Origin of the sequence: Gluconobacter frateurii (assembly GCF_002723955.1) — a bacterium.
Taxonomy (GTDB): Bacteria; Pseudomonadota; Alphaproteobacteria; order Acetobacterales; family Acetobacteraceae; genus Gluconobacter; species Gluconobacter frateurii.
This window is the reverse complement of the sequence record NZ_BEWN01000001.1, coordinates 835,563-851,019: the sequence shown is the minus strand read 5'-3', so window position 1 is coordinate 851,019 and position 15,457 is coordinate 835,563. Positions and strand designations below refer to the sequence as shown.

Here is a 15,457-nt window from a genome sequence, read left to right as displayed (position 1 = left end):
AATATGGGTGTCTCCTTCTGGTGGAAAGACTGACTAAGGCCACGTTTCTCAAATGCCCCACACACGCCCCGCAGAAACACGCACTCCGCGGGAGACGCATGCCGTCACCTTGGCCCACTTGTCAGATCCCCACCTTCCGCCACCGCCGGTGCACTGGCGGGACGCCATCAACAAGCGTGCACTGAGCCTTCTGTCCTGGAAAAAGCACCGCCGTCATGTGCATCTGGCTGCAACCTGTGCGGCCATCGTAGAGGACATCGCCAGAAATAATGTGGATGCCATTCTGGTCAGTGGTGATCTGACGAATTTCGGCACCCCGGATGAATTTGCGCTTGCTGCGAACTGGCTGAAACAACTTCCGGCTACCGCTATGGTTATTCCTGGCAATCATGACTGCATGATTCGTCAGCCAGCCGAAAAAGGCCTGCTTCAGTGGAAGACGTGGTCTGCCGCGTCTTATCCGTATGCACGGATTCATGATGGCGTGGCAGTTATCGGTGTGAATTCAGGCGTGCCGACACCGCCTTTCATGGCCTATGGTCGCGTCGGGCGCAAACAACTTGCACGGCTTGAAACCCTATTGAACCAACTTGGAAAGGCTGGGCTGTGCCGTGTTGTCATGATTCATCATCCGCCCAGACGCGGTCTGGTGACTTGGCGCAAGTCCCTGCACGACTACCGGGCTTTTGCCCGGGTGCTTGAGCGCACCGGCGCAGAAATTGTTCTGCATGGCCATTCTCATGACGCGACCCTGACCCATATCCCTGGCACGGACATACCCCTGCTGGGCGTAGCCTCGGCGTCCCTCATGGACAAACGGGAACACCGGCAGGCCTGCTGGAATCATCTCTCCATTCATTCACAGAACAACGACTGGGTCATTCAGATGGCTCGCCACAGATTCGATGGTAGGATTACGGAAAAAGCGTCCTGGGTGCGGCCACGGAAAAACCAGGCATGAAGCAGCGCGCAACCATACTGGACCGGTATCTTCTCACGCAGATGATACCGCCGTTCGTAATCGCTCTGGTCGCAATGCTGATCGCATTGCTTCTGGAACGGCTTCTGGCTTTGTTCGATTATCTGGCATCAGCAGGGAGTTCTCTGGCAACGTGTATCAAGTTGCTGACAGATCTTCTTCCACATTACTTCGGAATTGCAGTCCCGGCGGCGCTTTGCATCTCCGTGTTCCTCACCATTCGCGGAATGAGCGACAACAACGAGATTGATGCGCTTGAAGCCGGTCGGGTTTCCCTTCTGCGTATCAGTCGTCCGTTCATGTTCGTCGGCCTCCTGCTTGGGGCCGCGAGTGTCCTGCTTTACGGATATATCCAGCCAGTGGCCCGATATGATTACCGGGCTGGCTTTTATTTCGCCGCCCATACGGGATGGGCGCCCCATCTTCAGGCCGGCATGTTTGCATCGACATCCAGCACGGCCGTGATGACGGCGGACAATGTGAGCCACGCGGGCACTCGGATGAAGCGGATTTTCATTCGGGAAGTGAACAAGAATGGCGTGGCCCACATCATCACGGCACGCACGGGTCAACTCACCATTTCCAACAAATTGCGTAGTACCCAGCTTGATCTGTGGAACGGGGAAATTGTTGATGACCCATTCCCCAATCGCGCAAATTTCAAGCCAACAGTGACCCATTTTTCCCATGTGGTGCGCATCATTGAACGACCGACCCAGGAAAATTCTTTCCGCTCCAGAGGAGCGGACGAGCGGGAACTAACCCTTTTTGAACTGGCTCATGACCTGCGATACGGCGTTCCCGGGATTGAATACCGTACGCTCCGTGCGGAAATGGATTTCCGTGTGGCGCACGCGCTGGCCATCCCGTTCATTCCCCCTTTGGCCGTGGCATTGGCTATCGGTTCAAGACGGCGCAGATCCGTGTGGGGCCTGATCGCCGTGTCCGCCATTCTGGTGGGCTTCGACCAGACACTGATGTTCGGTCATAGTCTGGCCGCTACAGGGCGCCTCCCCATCTGGTTGGCCATCTGGGTTCCGCTGGCCATTTTCTGTATCGCCTGTCCCGCCACGCTTCTTCGCCGCTCCCGCGGATCCTGGAGACGTCGCAAGCTGGTTCGCCCCTCATGACTGCACACGCACCACGACACGTTCTGTACCGGTATCTGAACCGCGCCCTGCTCGGCCGCTTCATGCTATGCGGTGCGGTTCTTGTTTCTCTGCTCGAAATTCTGGCGCTTCTTGAAAAAACGACGCCCATCCTGAACCGGAATCTGGGCTTTCGGGGCATTCTGACGTTTGCGTTTCTGCATCTGCCGGCCCTGAGCGTTGAAATCATACCCTTGGCGTTCATGATTGGAGCACTGTTCCTGCTCATGCAGATGACGCTTTCGTCGGAAATGGCTGCACTTCGTGCATCCGGCCTTTCGACTGCAGGTCTTTACCAACGTTTTCTCCCGGCAATCCTGATTGTCGGCTTTACCGCCACGGCGGTCCAGTACTGGGTCATCCCTCCCTGCGAAAATGCACTTGCAACGTGGTGGAACAAAACTGATCCCGACGCCGCAAAGCCGGATACACCTGCAAAGCGTATTCTATGGTTCCGTGCGGGACCAACACTCGTGCGGATTGGCCAGTACGCACACGGCGGGTCTTTTCTTCGGGACGTGACGATCTACCACCGTGATGCCAGCGGCCTGCTGACGGGTACGGAGCACGCCACAACACTATCTTATGACGGGCAAGTCTGGCAGCCGACGGGCGCCCAGGATTTGACGCTCACAGATAATGGGGCTTTCGTAAAGGTAACGGGAGGTGACAACCGCTTCGAAATTCCGGCCACCCCCAAGATGATCATGACCCTCTCTGAAGACAACGCTGCCGTTACACCAGCGCAGATCGGGGCTATTCTTCACAAGGGCGCGCCAGCCAGTCTGCCGCGCGCGACATATCGCATGGCACTCTTCAGTGGCATCATTCTTCCATTTCAGATTGCAGTAATGCTTCTATTGGCGCTGCCAGTGATCTATATCCCTCCACGGGCAGGACTTCGAAATCCTCTTCCGGTCTATGTACTGGCTGCCGGTATGGGTTTCGTAATCCTGCAAGGAATGATTTCCGCACTCGGAAATGCAGGAACGCTTGGAGCGCCTCTGGCTACCAGTGCGGGCCCGCTGCTAGGCGCCTTCTTGGGGATGACCTGGATCCTGCGGATGGAGGAAAAATGAGCAAGTCCAAACCCTGGCATAATATGTCGTCCCTGCGGACGGGGCGCAGCTTTGATCTGGGCAAGATGTCTCTGCCCCAGCTGTGGATTGCCTACCTCACATACCCAACGATCCTTCTCTATTTTGCGCTGATTGCCGCCGCTGCCTTTGGAGCCCTTCACTTCTCCCACAGCCTATGGGGCACACTGATCCCCATCCCGGTTGTGATCGCCGTTTATCCTCTGGCCTGGTACATGATCCATCGCTTCATCCTCCACGGGCGCTGGCTGTATCGGAATCACTGGACCGCGGCTCTGTGGAAGCGCATCCATTTCGATCATCATCAGGACCCGCATCTTCTGGACGTACTGTTCGGATCGCCCCTGAACACGGTTCCGACGATGGCGATCATCACCATGCCGATCGGGTATCTCATAAGCGGCTGGAGCGGCTCTTTCTGCGCACTTTCCACAGCTCTGGTGATGACGTGCATCTATGAGTTCTTTCACTGCATCCAGCATCTGGCGTACAAGCCGCGCTGGAAATGGGTCGCCCACATCAAGCAGTTGCATGTTCTGCATCATTTCCATGACGAGGACGGCAATTACGGCATCACGAACTACGTGCCGGACCGTCTTTTCGGCAGCTTTTATCGCGAAGCACGTGATCGCGCCCGCAGCCAGCACGTTTTCAACCTCGGCTATGACATCGAAGAAGCCAAGCGCTATCCTTGGGTCATGGATCTGACGGGATCTCCCCCGAAAGATCGACCAGACGGCGCCCGTCCTGCATCAGACCGTAGCCGCACGGCGTGACTCTCCCCGTTCTGGTTCTTGCCGGTTCCCGCGATGGTGAACAGGATGTCCTCGCCCAACTGGGGAAAGTGTCTCACAAGGCACTTCTCCCCGTTCGGGGAGAACCCATGCTTGGGCGTGTTCTCAGAACACTTGCAGTCACGCCCGGTCTCGGCCCTGTTACCATCAGCATTGAAGCACCTGACCGCATCCGTGACATTGCTGGTACGGCTGAGATCCTGAAAGCCGCCTCCTCCCCCAGTGAGAGTGTTGCAGAGGCGCTAACCCACATCGGCACCCCGTGCCTTGTCACCACGGCAGATCATGCACTGCTACGGCCCGAGTGGATCACTGAATTCCTCGGGAAAACCCGTGACTGCGATCTGGCCGTAGGTGTTGCACTTAAAGCCACTGTCGAGCGGGATGTTCCCAACACCAAGCGTACCTATATCCGACTGTCGGATATGAGTTTTTCGGGGTGCAATCTTTTCTGGATGGGAACGCCACGCGCCGAAGCTGTCGTGGAGCTCTGGAAACGCTTGCAGAAAGACCGCAAGCGCCCTCTGAAAATGGCGCGGACGCTTGGTTTTGGAACCCTTCTTCGCGCCCTCCTGGGACGGCTGGATTCCAACGCACTCTGTCAGCGTATCGAAACCCTGACAGGCGCACGCGTCCGTCTTATACCCTTGTCGGACGGTCAGGCCGCCGTGGATGTCGACAAGCCAGCCGATCTTACCCTGGCCGAAGAGCTTCTGGCACAGCGATCCTCATGAAAATTGCCTACGTTATCAATTCTCTGGAATGTGGGGGCGCACAACTTCCCATCCCTGACATCATCTCTGTTCTTCAAAGTCGGGGCGGTGAAGTCACGGTGTTCAGCCTTGAAAAGCGAGACGGTCTTGCCATCCCCGTGCTGGAGAAGCAGGGAATCAAGGTTCACGTCCGCTCCGGCGGCAAGAAAGATCATCTGGCCGCATGGCGATGGCTTCGCGATGAAATGGATGCTTTCCAGCCCGATCTGATCTGGACATCTCTGACGCGCGCAACCCTTCTGGGCCAGCGTGCGGCCAACAAGCTGGGCGTCCCTGCAGTTCACTGGCAACACTCGGCCCGCCTGAAGAAGGCTAACAGCATTCTGCTACGTCTTCTGTGCCGGAAAGCCGCCCTCTGGGTTGCAGACTCCCCAACAGTCGAAAGCTTTTCACGCAAGAGTCTGGGTCTGCGGAGCAAGGTCATGACCTGGCCCATTTTCCGGGCAGATCCTGCGAGCCCAAAAGCGCCGGCGTGGAAAAAGGGAAAAGTTGTCCGGATCGGAAGTCTTGGTCGGCTCCACGCGGTCAAAGGATACGACCTGCTGTTCGAAGCACTGGATCTTCTGCGCGACCATCCGGATCTGCCACCTTATCGGGTCGTGCTGGCAGGCGATGGTCCTGAAAGAGACGCTCTTGAGAAGATCGTTCTGGACAAGAAGCTACCTGTTGATTTTCTGGGTCACTGTGAAGAGCCATTCACTTTTCTTCCGACCTTGCACCTGTACGTTCAGCCCTCTCATTGGGAAGGCATGTGCGTTGCTGCCCATGAAGCCATGGCTTGTGGATTACCCGTGATAGCCACCCCTGCTGGCGAGATTCCCCATACGATGGATGATGGGCACTCAGGTTTGGTTGTGCCCTTCAACAATGCTCCTGTTCTGGCAAGCGCCATTGCAGAGCTCATCATGCAGCCGAAAAAGCTGCACTCCATGGGGGCCCTGTCCCGCAAGCGCGTGCTGGACCGCTTTGGCCCCGACGCCTTCCTGCGGCAGGGCAATGCGGTTCTGGATCGGCTACCGGGTTTTAGCCCAGCCCGAGACGACGCTTCACGTTCATAAGGTCTCGCCTGGGGCCAAACCCCACACGCTTCACATCTACAAGCGTCACCTGCCCTGCCGCAGATAACGTGTGAAAACCGTCCGGGAAACGACGACGGAGTACGGCAGGCGCGTCCAGAATCGCGTCCGGCGTGACTTTCGGCAGTCCGCGCTCCAGTCCTTCGATTTTCAACAGACGAATACCCCGACCGTAGGTGCCGCGGCAGTCCTGCGTCGGGAGGAAGATTTCTCCATCGACCACGATGGGTGTGCCGCCCGGCCGTGCCCCTGCGCGATCGTTCAGGAAAAGGCCTAGAGACGTCCACGGCCCCATAAGGTCATCAGCCACCGAGAGATAGAGTGTTGACTGGCGTTCTTCCCGCGTACCGGCAGGCGTCCAGAACATCCACCAGCGCCCGGCATGGTGAAAAGGCGTCGCGTCGATGGCAGCTTCCGGAAAATTGAACGCCTCGACCTTTTCCCAACCAAGGGGAAACTGTGTCGCCCGGTAGAGGGTCAACCGGCCAGACGCACTGGCTTCTGGCAGCAGATACGTCTCCCCCTCATGCTCGAACACATAAGGGTACGAAAGGTGCCAGTCTTCACGCAGCACTTCCTCGCGCTCGATAAGCCGTCCGGTGCTGTCATAGACCAGCACTTCGATGACACCTTTCGGGCTCCGGTAATCATAAGCCTCAGCAAAGACATGCAGCCTTCCGCCCCGCCATAATCCGAATGGGTCTGCGAGAAACCGGTGGTCTCCAATGTCTGGCAGGGTTGTGACTTCAAATCCGTTCAGACTTCCTGCCCGGATCAGATCTGCCAGAGGAGCGTGGATAATGGCACAACGCCAGTGGTCCGTGCGCAGGAACGGCATGCCGACTCTCCTTGAACATACAAACAGGGAAAAACAAGAACAGGGGCAGACGTAAAGCGCAGATCGGGGCAATATGGAACCATGAGTTCGGTTCTTTCCGAGATGACACCCGGTTTTCCAGAGAGACAACTCGCTATTAGGCGGGCTGTTCTGGGGCTTTGTCGCACCATGGGCTGGGCCGCGATCAATGAATTCGCTCTGCCCTCAGCCGGGCGCCGTGCAGACGTCATGGCGCTTCTGCCGGATCACAGCCTGACCTGTATCGAGATCAAATCCGGCATCCGTGATTTCCAGGCGGACCAGAAATGGTCCGACTATCGAAGTTGGTCTGACAGGCTATTTTTTGCTGTGGATGACGGTTTTCCGCTGCATGTTCTGCCGGAAGACGTTGGCATCATCACAGTCAGCCTCAGCATGGTTCCAGACAGTCTGTTCCACAGTATTGTGGCGGAATGCGCCGTTATCCGGGAACCAGCAGAGCACAAGCTTGCTGCTGCCCGCCGCAGGACTATTCTGCACCTCTTTGCTACGACGGCGGCCAGCCGCCTGATGTCTCTTGAAGATCCCGCCCTTACTGCCTCCCTGCGTGCCGCGCGCCGCACAGAATAGGAAATACCCTAATGAGTTTTGATCCTGTCGCCGTGCGCCTCGAAGCCGCCCGGAGCGTGGTTCGGGATGCGGCCGCCCTTGCCCTCTTGATGCGTCCGGCGCCCGGTGGGCCGACGGGCACGATGAAGGGGCGGCAGGACTATCTGACGGAAGCGGATGGTGCCGTTGAAGCCTTGGTCAGCAAGCGCATTCAGGAGCTCTTCCCGGAAGATGGTTTCCAGGGCGAAGAAGGTGGCGTCACCCGCGAAGGACAATTCCGCTGGGTTGTGGACCCCATTGATGGCACCTCCAACTTTGCGCGAGGCCGTGATCGATGGTGTGTTTCGCTTGGCCTTCTCAAAGGCGATGAACCCGTTGCCGGTGTGATCGAAGCCCCTGCGCTTGGTGAGGTTTTCACCGCCCGGAAAGGCAAAGGCGCCTTTCTGAATGGCAAGCCGATCAAGGCCTCCCCAATCAGCAACCCTCAGGAAGCGATGATTGAGATGGGATGGTCCTGCCGCGTCTCGACCGAACTGTTCGGCGAAAAGATCGGCGCCATCATGGCTCTGGGGGCCATGCCTCGCTCTGGCGGTTCGGGGGCTCTGGCCCTGACGGATGTCGCCTGCGGCCGCAGTGACGGCTATCTGGAAATCGTGATCCAGCTCTGGGACGTCGCAGCGGCTCTCATTATTCTGGAAGAAGCCGGGGCCACTGTCTCTCCATTTCTCCAGACCGGCGGTCTGACAGGCGGGGCCACCATTCTTGCGGCAGCCCCCGGTATCGCCAAGGCCCTTTCCGAAGCGGTCCAGGTGGAAATCTGAGTCCCTCCCTAATCCCTATTCGTGATTTGGCCGCATTTCCCGCATAGTGCGGGAAGACTTCAATGTTGCCGTTAGCAGAAGGTAAGCTTTATGACCCTGTCCGGTCTCCTGCGTTCGACCGTTCTTGCCGCCACAGGGTGTGCAACGCTCGCGGCGTGCTCTGGTACGTCCACCACAACAGCCAGCGAACAGCAGATCGTTGTCGACAAGGCGACAATCGCAGTTCAGGACCTGTTTGCGAACACGACCGCGACCTCCCGTTCCCAGCAGCTTCTGGCGCAGGCCAAGGCCGTCATGGTTTGCCCGTCGGTGCTGAACATGTCCTTCGGGCTCGGTGGCTCTGGGGGACGCTGTGTTCTCATGAGCCGGGATGCCCGCGGCTCATGGTCTGACCCGGCATTCTATCGCCTGAGCACAGGCTCGCTCGGTATCCAGGCTGGTGTGCAAAGTTCCGAGATGATTTTCTTCATCATGTCCCAGCGTGGCATCCAGGCCCTTCTGGATAGCCAGTTCAAGTTTGATGCAACGGCCTCCGCGTCCTTCGCAACGATCGGAACCGGAGCAGAAAGCAGCACGGCCGGAGCTAGAAATACCGACATCTACGCTGCCCAGAAGGCACAGGGGCTTTATGCAGGCCTCTCTCTGGGTGGCTCGAAGCTGACTGTCGATAGCGGAGCCAACAAGGCCTACTACAACCAGACGGTTGGGCCAGAAGACGTCATCGTGACGATGCGCGTGAATAACCCATCCGCTGATCCCTTGCGTCGCATGATGATGAATGTTGCCAAACTGCCAACAGCATCCACTGCTCACGCGACGGCTGCTACGGCTCCTGCGCCCCAGACTGCCACAACGGATGTCGATCCCGTAGGCAGCAGCCCCTATCCGAGCAACTACGACGCATCGCGCCCTTACAGCACACAGACGCGCGGTGTACAGAGCTCGTCTCTGGCACCCGTTCACTAAAAAACAAAGAAGCCCCGCATCTTAATACGGGGCTTCTTTTATCACTGGGGCGAAGCAGTTTTTTCGCGATAAGCCCTAATATTCTGGTCCTGCTCCTGCAGGGTCTCCGCAAAATTATGACCACCCTCTCCCGTCGCTACAAAATACAGAGCTTTACTGTCTGCCGGATGAGCGGCGGCCTCCAGGGAAGTAACACCGGGGGAACAAATTGGCCCCGGTGGCAGGCCAGTTTCGAGATAGGTATTATACGGACCCGGCGTTTGCAGATCCTCATGCATGAGCGGACGATCCAGCGTTCCGAGACCGTCACTCAGGCCATAGATCACGCTGGGGTCCGTCTGAAGACGCATCCCAAGTTTGAGGCGGTTCAGAAACACCCGCGCCACCATGGGGCGCTCTGACGGCACACCCGTCTCCCGCTCGATCAGGGAAGCGAGCGTCAGAAGCTCCTGTGGGCTCTGGATCAGGCCATCCAGAGCTTCCACATCCCGCTTCTCCCAGCTTGCTTGCAGCTGCTTGTCCATCATGCGGTGCAGACGATCCACGATAGCCTGCCGTGGAGTTCCCCACACATAAGCGATGGTCTGGGGCAGAACTGTTCCTTCGGCGATCTCGGGAACATCACCAGTCAGCACAGGTGCCTTGCGAATGATGTCCGCAATCTTCTTGGCTGTCAGGCCTTCCGGAACGGTCAGGGGATGAGAGAGGGGTTTACCATGGCGCAGAATCTCAAGGACATGCGCAACAGAAACACGGGAAGGAAACAGGAATTCAGACGCATGAATCTGCCCTTCGCGATGGGTCAGAAACGCTGAAATGCGAAAAAATGCGCCGGAAGACCATGTGGGGGACAGGATACCGTCCGCCTGAAGCGCCTTCGTGACCGTGGCATTGTTGCCATGAGGGATCACGAACGCCTTGGAGTCAGGCAGCGGTCCCGGATCGGTATAATGACCGTATCCGGCCACCGCTGCTGCAAGACAGAACAGCGGCGCCATGAATATTGCCAGCTTGCGGCCAGCCTTGGGGGGAAGAAGCGGTGTCTTGTTTTCTTCGCCGTCCGGCTGGCTGTCAGGCATAGACCACAGTAATCCCGTTCAGCCCTCGCAACGCTTCAGGATGATGCTGGCATTCGTGCCACCAAATCCGAAACTGTTGGACAGGGCGACATCGACCTTGCGCTTCTGGGCCTTGAGAGCCACGCGATCAATGACGCTCTCGCGGGCCGGGTTCTCGAGGTTCAGCGTCGGCGGAACGATGCCGTCACGGATGGCCTGAAGGCAGAAGATGGCTTCTACGGCACCAGCGGCACCCAGAAGATGGCCAATGGCAGACTTCGTGGAGGACATGGCAAGGTTCTTGGCATGGTCGCCGAAGAAACGCTCGACTGCATCCAGTTCCAGATCGTCAGCCATGGTGGAGGTGCCGTGCGCGTTGACGTAGTCGATGTCAGACGCCTGAAGACCGCTGTTCTTCAGAGCAGCCTTCATGGCGCGGAAGGCACCTTCATGACCTTCCGCCGGGGCTGTGATGTGATGAGCGTCGCCGGACAGGCCATAGCCGCCGATTTCGCCATAGATCTTTGCACCACGGGCCTTGGCATGCTCGTACTCTTCCAGCACGACCACCCCGGCGCCCTCACCCATGATGAAGCCATCACGATCCTTGTCCCACGGGCGGGAAGCCTTGGTCGGATCATCATTGGAGCCGGTGGAGAGCGCACGTGCCGAGCAGAAACCGGCAATACCCAGCGAGCAGATGGCCGCTTCCGCACCACCGGCAATCATGACGTCTGCATCACCGTACTGGATCAGACGGGAGGCATCGCCGATCGCATGCACGCCTGTTGCGCAAGCTGTGACAACAGCATGGTTCGGTCCCTTGAACCCGTAGCGGATCGAAAGGTGACCGGAAATGAGATTGATAAGCGCGGACGGGATGAAGAACGGTGACAGACGACGGGCCTTGCCGCTCGAAACTGTCAGGGAACCTTCATAAATCGTCTGCAGACCACCGATTCCGGAGCCGATCATCACGCCTGTGGCGCAGCGATCGTCTTCGTTCTCAGGCTTCCAGCCCGAGTCTTCGACAGCCTGGATGGCAGCGGCCAGACCAAGATGGATGAAGCGATCCATTTTCTTCTGGTCTTTGACCGGCACCCAGTCAGACAGCGTGAGACCGCCTTCTTCGGTCGGTCCCTCAGGAACCTGACCAGCGACCTGCGCAGGGAGTTCGGATGGATCAAAATGGGTGATACGCCCGATACCGGACTGCCCTTCGATCAGACGCTTCCACGTCAGTTCCGCACCCACCGCAAGTGGGCTGACAACACCGATACCGGTAACGACGACGCGTCTTCCGTTGATTGCATTCCCGCTCATCGATGCCTCATGTCTCACGTTGTAAACGACCAGTACGGCGCAGCCTTGAGACTGCTCCGTTTATCCGCCCCTGTTTATTATAGGGCGGGATGGGACCAGCCTGAAGCCAGTCCCGAAAGCGCCTCAGGCAGCCTTCTGCTTCTCGATGTAGTCAATCGCGTCCTTGACGGTAGCGATCTTCTCGGCTGCATCTTCCGGGATCTCGACGGAGAAAGCTTCTTCGAAAGCCATGACCAGCTCGACCGTGTCGAGGCTGTCTGCGCCCAGATCGTCAATGAAAGACGCTTCCGGCGTGACCTTGCTTTCTTCAACGCCGAGGTGCTCGACAACGATCTTCTTCACCTTGTCAGCGATATCGCTCATCTGTTTGTTCCTTCTGCCCGTTCAGGGCGTTACAAAAAACTCGTATTGCCGTCTGCCAGTCCGGTAGCCCTCATGGGCTCCCAGCGCAGGCCACCTCCCCTTGCGGAAAGGCGTTGCCGCCGGCCGAACCGGACATCGGCCTTCATCAGACCGGGCAAAGCAGCGCGCGATTAGCACGCTTTGACCTGAAACGCCAAGCGTCTCAGACCATGGCCATGCCACCGTTGACGTGCAAGGTCGTCCCGGTGACCCATGCAGCCTCGTCAGAAGCCAGATACACCACTGCCGCAGCTACGTCATCCGGGTTTCCCATCCGACCCAGCGGAATGGAGCCAACCAGCTTCTCGCGGATGCCTTCGGACAGCACATCTGTCATCGGCGTTTCAATGAAACCAGGGGCGACAACATTGACCGTCACACCGCGCGGACCAGCTTCCTGGGCCAGGGACTTGCTCATACCAACGATGCCGGCCTTTGCAGCCGCATAGTTGGCCTGACCGGCATTCCCCGTCGTTCCAACAACGGATGCGATGGAAATGATACGACCAGCACGACGACGCAGCATACCCTTGAGAGCTGCGCGAGCCAGACGGAACGGGCTTTCCAGATCCACCGTCATGACCTGCGACCAGTCACTATCCTTCATACGGATGGCAAGCGTATCGCGCGTCAGACCCGCGTTGTTCACCAGAATGTCCAGCGGAGCACCAGCCACTTCCTCCGCCTTGGCAACAAGGCCATCGGCTTCGGACGCGTCTGACAGATTGGCAACGGCAATATGCGCGCGCTCACCAAGGCTGTCTGCCAGTTCCTTCAGAGCCGCTTCACGCGTGCCGCTGAGAACAACCGTTGCGCCGAGTGCATGAAGCTGACGAGCGATAGCGGCACCGATACCACCGGATGCGCCTGTTACAAGCGCGGTCTTGCCAGAAAGAGAGAACATGGTTCGTTGTCCTTACAGAGCCTTGAGCAGGGCTTCGATTTCAGCAGGGGTACCAGCATTGTCCGTCGCAAGGTCCGGTGCAATGCGACGCGCCAGACCACACAGAACCTTGCCTGCCCCCAGTTCGTGCATATTCGTCACGCCCATGGCGGCGATGGCCTGAACGCTCTCGCGCCAGCGAACGGTCCCCGTCACCTGCTTGACGAGAAGATCACGGATCGCCTCGGGATCGGTCACCTTGGCCGCCGTGACGTTGGCAATCACCGGCACTTTCGGAGTATTCAATGTTGCCTTGGCGAGAGCCTCTTCCATTTCGTGAGCGGCCGGAGCCATCAGCGACGAATGGAACGGCGCGGAGACCGGAAGCTTCACGGCGCGTTTGATTCCGCGCTCTTTTGCCAGGGAGATAGCGCGATCTACAGCATCCATATGGCCGGAAACAACAATCTGGCCACCGCCATTGTCATTGGCAATCTCAAGGATCTGCCCCTGAGCCGCATCGTCACAAATCGACTGGGCTTGCTCGGCTTCAACACCCAGCAGAGCGGCCATTCCGCCCTCACCTGCCGGAACAGCGCGTTGCATGGCCTGACCGCGCAGACGCAGGAGGCGTGCACCTTCCGCAATCCCAAGCGTCCCGGCAGCCGCAAGTGCAGAATATTCGCCGAGCGAGTGGCCCGCTACCAACGCCGCCTTGTCCGTCAGGGCGAAACCTCCTTCAGACTCCAGAGCGCGAACCGTAGCCAGCGAGACTGCGAAAAGAGCTGGCTGCGTATTCTCCGTCCGGGTCAGTTCATCAGCATCGCCAGTAAACATAAGCTTGGACAGGTTCTGCCCCAGAGCGTCATCGACTTCCTGAAAGACGGCGCGGGAGGAGGCAAAGGCATCGTGCAGGGCCTGCCCCATTCCAACTGACTGGCTGCCCTGACCGGGAAAGACAAAAGCGTGAACGGACATGGAGCCCCCTGCTGGCATGAAAAACAGGCTCAGGGTGATGCTGTTTCATGCGCGATCTGTCAAATTCTGCGTTATCTGTCCGGCGTAAAAGTCAGATATGCATCCCCCGGAATTCTGACACGAACCTGCGCAAAAGGCTTGGTTGAGCGGAAAATCGTGCCTTCCGAATAATCCTGCGGACGCAACAGGACTGTCATGGGCTCTTTGCCTGCGTTGCTGGCCAGCAACGTGACATGACCGCCGGTCACAGCCTCGAAACGCGCGCCAGGCGCCAGATCGACTTTGAGCCGATGCGCATCAGGCATGAGCCAAGACAGGATGACTCCCGTAAGATCCCGGATGCAAGCGTTGATCTGTGCGAGCCAATGCCGTGCCTGAACACCCGTAAATCTGTCCCCCTGAGGCACTTCCACCCGGAGAGACAGTTCTGTCCGGACGTTATGACCCATCGACACTGTCTGAAGAATTGGCGGATTTTCTGCCACCAACTGGGCTGTACGCGGGAAGTGCATCTCCCGATCTGTTCCGAAGAACAGAGGAATATCACCTTGCTTACTATGGATGACGAGGCGCGCTTTTGACGGAAGCTCATGATCCGGCAGCAGTTCACCGGTAAAATGGAGTGATAGTCCCTCCCGGGCTGCAGCCGGAAATTTTTCGAAGCGTTCATAGAGATGGGCGACATCCTTGTAAGTCGCCACGCGAACAGCAGGTTTTCCCGCTACGGTCACATGCTCATCAGCAGCGTACGCCACATGAACAGGGAGACAGAAAAATGCGGTTACAAGACTGAATGTCCGAAATGTTCTGGTCATTATACCCATTCATGACAAATGATGTCTTACCCAATCTTCTGCAAGACAATCAGAACCTGAGGCAGTCGTACAGGATTATCCAGATACTCGATCATGCGGAAAAGACCGCCCCATGCCTTCAGAACATAATTCCGAGGGATAATGGCCTCGCCATAATGCGCCTGAAAATGGGGAGGCTTTGCCGAGGAAGCATGCAGAAACCGGCCGGCCTCGAAATCCGAATTGGCACGGGCCTCATCAATAAAACTGTCCGCACAGGCCTCGTGCCAGGGATGTTCCAATCGCATTCCTGACGCCCGACGCAGACGCTGCTCCGCGCAGAACGCCAGAAAACGGCGGCTCTGTGTTGTCAGAACAACCAGCCCATCCGGCTTCAGAAGCCTATGAAATTCTCGCATCCAGTGACCGGCAAGAAACTCATCCAGATGGGAAAAGGTGGACCAGGACGTCACCAGATCCAGACTTTCGGACACCATCGGGAGCGGAGGCACCGGTCCAGCCTGAAGAAAACTCAAAAATGGATTGGCCCGACGGGCAGCCATGAGAAAGCGATCCGTGTTCTCCACACTCACAAGAGACTGCGGACGCACGTCTTTCATGAACAGACGCGCCGTACGTCCCCATCCGCATCCAAAATCCAGCAGCGCTGTCTCTGGTCGAACAGGCCGACCGGCATAAGCACAGTAAGCTTTGATTTCCCGGTAGAAAACATGCGCTTCATGAATAGAGACTTCTCCATGATGCCCATGAATTTCACGCTGGATGTTGTCTGGTGGGAAGTCTGGCATCCGAACGCCACGAACCTCCCGCGCGAAAACGGAAGCCGTCAGAACATGCAGCCATTCTTCATCGCTGAGACCGTGAAAAGCCTCAAAAACTGCATCCGTCCTGTCGGAATGAGTCATTCTTCTACCGTTA

17 protein-coding genes are annotated in these 15,457 nt (G+C 57.8%); 9 read left to right on the top strand and 8 right to left on the bottom strand.

Annotation, left to right across the window (positions count from 1 at the left end):
* Positions 1 to 52 precede the first annotated feature (52 nt).
* From GFR01_RS03940 to GFR01_RS03915, 6 genes are read left to right on the top strand one after another with little or no spacing between them, the layout of a single operon-like run.
* Entirely contained in the window at positions 53 to 961 is a 909-nt protein-coding gene (locus GFR01_RS03940; protein WP_099181331.1) for a metallophosphoesterase family protein, read from the top strand.
* Entirely contained in the window at positions 958 to 2,109 is a 1,152-nt protein-coding gene (locus GFR01_RS03935) for an LptF/LptG family permease (RefSeq protein WP_099181330.1), read from the top strand. The genes GFR01_RS03940 and GFR01_RS03935 overlap by 4 nt, the downstream gene beginning before the upstream one ends.
* Positions 2,106 to 3,206, top strand: coding sequence for an LptF/LptG family permease (locus tag GFR01_RS03930; RefSeq protein WP_099181329.1), 1,101 nt, complete (start codon positions 2,106 to 2,108; stop codon positions 3,204 to 3,206). The genes GFR01_RS03935 and GFR01_RS03930 overlap by 4 nt, the downstream gene beginning before the upstream one ends.
* Positions 3,203 to 4,000: a sterol desaturase family protein gene (locus GFR01_RS03925; protein WP_063902932.1), complete on the top strand. Its 798-nt coding sequence runs from the start codon at positions 3,203 to 3,205 to the stop codon at positions 3,998 to 4,000. The genes GFR01_RS03930 and GFR01_RS03925 overlap by 4 nt, the downstream gene beginning before the upstream one ends.
* Positions 3,997 to 4,752, top strand: a complete 756-nt coding sequence (locus GFR01_RS03920; protein WP_099181328.1) for a nucleotidyltransferase family protein — start codon at positions 3,997 to 3,999, stop codon at positions 4,750 to 4,752. The genes GFR01_RS03925 and GFR01_RS03920 overlap by 4 nt, the downstream gene beginning before the upstream one ends.
* Entirely contained in the window at positions 4,749 to 5,849 is a 1,101-nt protein-coding gene (locus tag GFR01_RS03915) for a glycosyltransferase (RefSeq protein ID WP_099181327.1), read from the top strand. Before GFR01_RS03920 ends, GFR01_RS03915 begins: the two co-directional genes overlap by 4 nt.
* On the opposite strand, the gene GFR01_RS03910 is transcribed toward GFR01_RS03915, so the two are convergent.
* Complete coding sequence (locus GFR01_RS03910) at positions 5,815 to 6,705, bottom strand: glucosamine inositolphosphorylceramide transferase family protein (protein ID WP_099181326.1); 891 nt, start codon at positions 6,703 to 6,705, stop codon at positions 5,815 to 5,817. The two genes, GFR01_RS03915 and GFR01_RS03910, sit on opposite strands and share 35 nt — an antisense overlap.
* 81 nt (positions 6,706 to 6,786) lie before the next feature.
* Between GFR01_RS03910 and GFR01_RS03905 the strand changes: the two genes are divergently transcribed.
* The 3 genes from GFR01_RS03905 to GFR01_RS03895 all read left to right on the top strand — a co-directional run bounded on the left by GFR01_RS03905 (position 6,787) and on the right by GFR01_RS03895 (position 9,080).
* On the top strand, positions 6,787 to 7,314 hold the full coding sequence (locus tag GFR01_RS03905) for an MmcB family DNA repair protein (RefSeq protein WP_099181325.1): 528 nt from the start codon (positions 6,787 to 6,789) through the stop codon (positions 7,312 to 7,314).
* A gap of 11 nt (positions 7,315 to 7,325) precedes the next feature.
* Entirely contained in the window at positions 7,326 to 8,114 is a 789-nt protein-coding gene (locus GFR01_RS03900; RefSeq protein WP_099181324.1) for an inositol monophosphatase family protein, read from the top strand.
* A 90-nt stretch (positions 8,115 to 8,204) separates the two neighbouring features.
* Positions 8,205 to 9,080: a lipid-binding SYLF domain-containing protein gene (locus GFR01_RS03895; RefSeq protein WP_099181323.1), complete on the top strand. Its 876-nt coding sequence runs from the start codon at positions 8,205 to 8,207 to the stop codon at positions 9,078 to 9,080.
* Positions 9,081 to 9,121: 41 nt separating this feature from the next.
* Here the strand turns inward: GFR01_RS03895 and mltG are convergent, their stop codons facing one another.
* The 7 genes from mltG to GFR01_RS03860 all read right to left on the bottom strand — a co-directional run bounded on the left by mltG (position 9,122) and on the right by GFR01_RS03860 (position 15,444).
* Positions 9,122 to 10,159, bottom strand: coding sequence for an endolytic transglycosylase MltG (gene mltG / locus GFR01_RS03890; RefSeq protein WP_099181322.1), 1,038 nt, complete (start codon positions 10,157 to 10,159; stop codon positions 9,122 to 9,124).
* A gap of 18 nt (positions 10,160 to 10,177) precedes the next feature.
* Positions 10,178 to 11,461: a beta-ketoacyl-ACP synthase II gene (gene fabF / locus GFR01_RS03885; protein ID WP_063902940.1), complete on the bottom strand. Its 1,284-nt coding sequence runs from the start codon at positions 11,459 to 11,461 to the stop codon at positions 10,178 to 10,180.
* Between the two features lie 123 nt (positions 11,462 to 11,584).
* A complete protein-coding gene (locus GFR01_RS03880; protein ID WP_007282219.1) occupies positions 11,585 to 11,824 on the bottom strand; it encodes an acyl carrier protein in 240 nt (79 codons plus the stop codon).
* A gap of 202 nt (positions 11,825 to 12,026) precedes the next feature.
* The gene (gene fabG, locus GFR01_RS03875; RefSeq protein ID WP_063902941.1) at positions 12,027 to 12,767 is read right to left on the bottom strand and encodes a 3-oxoacyl-[acyl-carrier-protein] reductase; all 741 of its coding nucleotides are present in this window, start codon (positions 12,765 to 12,767) and stop codon (positions 12,027 to 12,029) included.
* A gap of 12 nt (positions 12,768 to 12,779) precedes the next feature.
* Positions 12,780 to 13,724 (bottom strand): ACP S-malonyltransferase, encoded by a 945-nt coding sequence (fabD, locus tag GFR01_RS03870; protein WP_099181321.1) that lies wholly within the window; start codon positions 13,722 to 13,724, stop codon positions 12,780 to 12,782.
* Positions 13,725 to 13,795: 71 nt separating this feature from the next.
* Positions 13,796 to 14,539, bottom strand: a complete 744-nt coding sequence (locus GFR01_RS03865) for a glycerol-3-phosphate dehydrogenase/oxidase (RefSeq protein WP_244902137.1) — start codon at positions 14,537 to 14,539, stop codon at positions 13,796 to 13,798.
* A gap of 26 nt (positions 14,540 to 14,565) precedes the next feature.
* A complete protein-coding gene (locus GFR01_RS03860) occupies positions 14,566 to 15,444 on the bottom strand; it encodes a class I SAM-dependent methyltransferase (RefSeq protein ID WP_099181319.1) in 879 nt (292 codons plus the stop codon).
* Positions 15,445 to 15,457: the final 13 nt, after the last annotated feature.

Bases quoted from the DNA above. Each gene is read 5' to 3' on its own strand.
- GFR01_RS03940 (WP_099181331.1), top strand. From the start codon at position 53: ATGCCCCACACACGCCCCGCAGAAACACGCACTCCGCGGGAGACGCAT.
- GFR01_RS03935 (WP_099181330.1), top strand. From the start codon at position 958: ATGAAGCAGCGCGCAACCATACTGGACCGGTATCTTCTCACGCAGATG.
- GFR01_RS03930 (WP_099181329.1), top strand. From the start codon at position 2,106: ATGACTGCACACGCACCACGACACGTTCTGTACCGGTATCTGAACCGC.
- GFR01_RS03925 (WP_063902932.1), top strand. From the start codon at position 3,203: ATGAGCAAGTCCAAACCCTGGCATAATATGTCGTCCCTGCGGACGGGG.
- GFR01_RS03915 (WP_099181327.1), top strand. From the start codon at position 4,749: ATGAAAATTGCCTACGTTATCAATTCTCTGGAATGTGGGGGCGCACAA.
- GFR01_RS03910 (WP_099181326.1), bottom strand. From the start codon at position 6,705: ATGCCGTTCCTGCGCACGGACCACTGGCGTTGTGCCATTATCCACGCT.
- GFR01_RS03905 (WP_099181325.1), top strand. From the start codon at position 6,787: ATGAGTTCGGTTCTTTCCGAGATGACACCCGGTTTTCCAGAGAGACAA.
- GFR01_RS03900 (WP_099181324.1), top strand. From the start codon at position 7,326: ATGAGTTTTGATCCTGTCGCCGTGCGCCTCGAAGCCGCCCGGAGCGTG.
- GFR01_RS03895 (WP_099181323.1), top strand. From the start codon at position 8,205: ATGACCCTGTCCGGTCTCCTGCGTTCGACCGTTCTTGCCGCCACAGGG.
- mltG (WP_099181322.1), bottom strand. From the start codon at position 10,159: ATGCCTGACAGCCAGCCGGACGGCGAAGAAAACAAGACACCGCTTCTT.
- fabF (WP_063902940.1), bottom strand. From the start codon at position 11,461: ATGAGCGGGAATGCAATCAACGGAAGACGCGTCGTCGTTACCGGTATC.
- GFR01_RS03880 (WP_007282219.1), bottom strand. From the start codon at position 11,824: ATGAGCGATATCGCTGACAAGGTGAAGAAGATCGTTGTCGAGCACCTC.
- fabG (WP_063902941.1), bottom strand. From the start codon at position 12,767: ATGTTCTCTCTTTCTGGCAAGACCGCGCTTGTAACAGGCGCATCCGGT.
- fabD (WP_099181321.1), bottom strand. From the start codon at position 13,724: ATGTCCGTTCACGCTTTTGTCTTTCCCGGTCAGGGCAGCCAGTCAGTT.
- GFR01_RS03865 (WP_244902137.1), bottom strand. From the start codon at position 14,539: ATGACCAGAACATTTCGGACATTCAGTCTTGTAACCGCATTTTTCTGT.
- GFR01_RS03860 (WP_099181319.1), bottom strand. From the start codon at position 15,444: ATGACTCATTCCGACAGGACGGATGCAGTTTTTGAGGCTTTTCACGGT.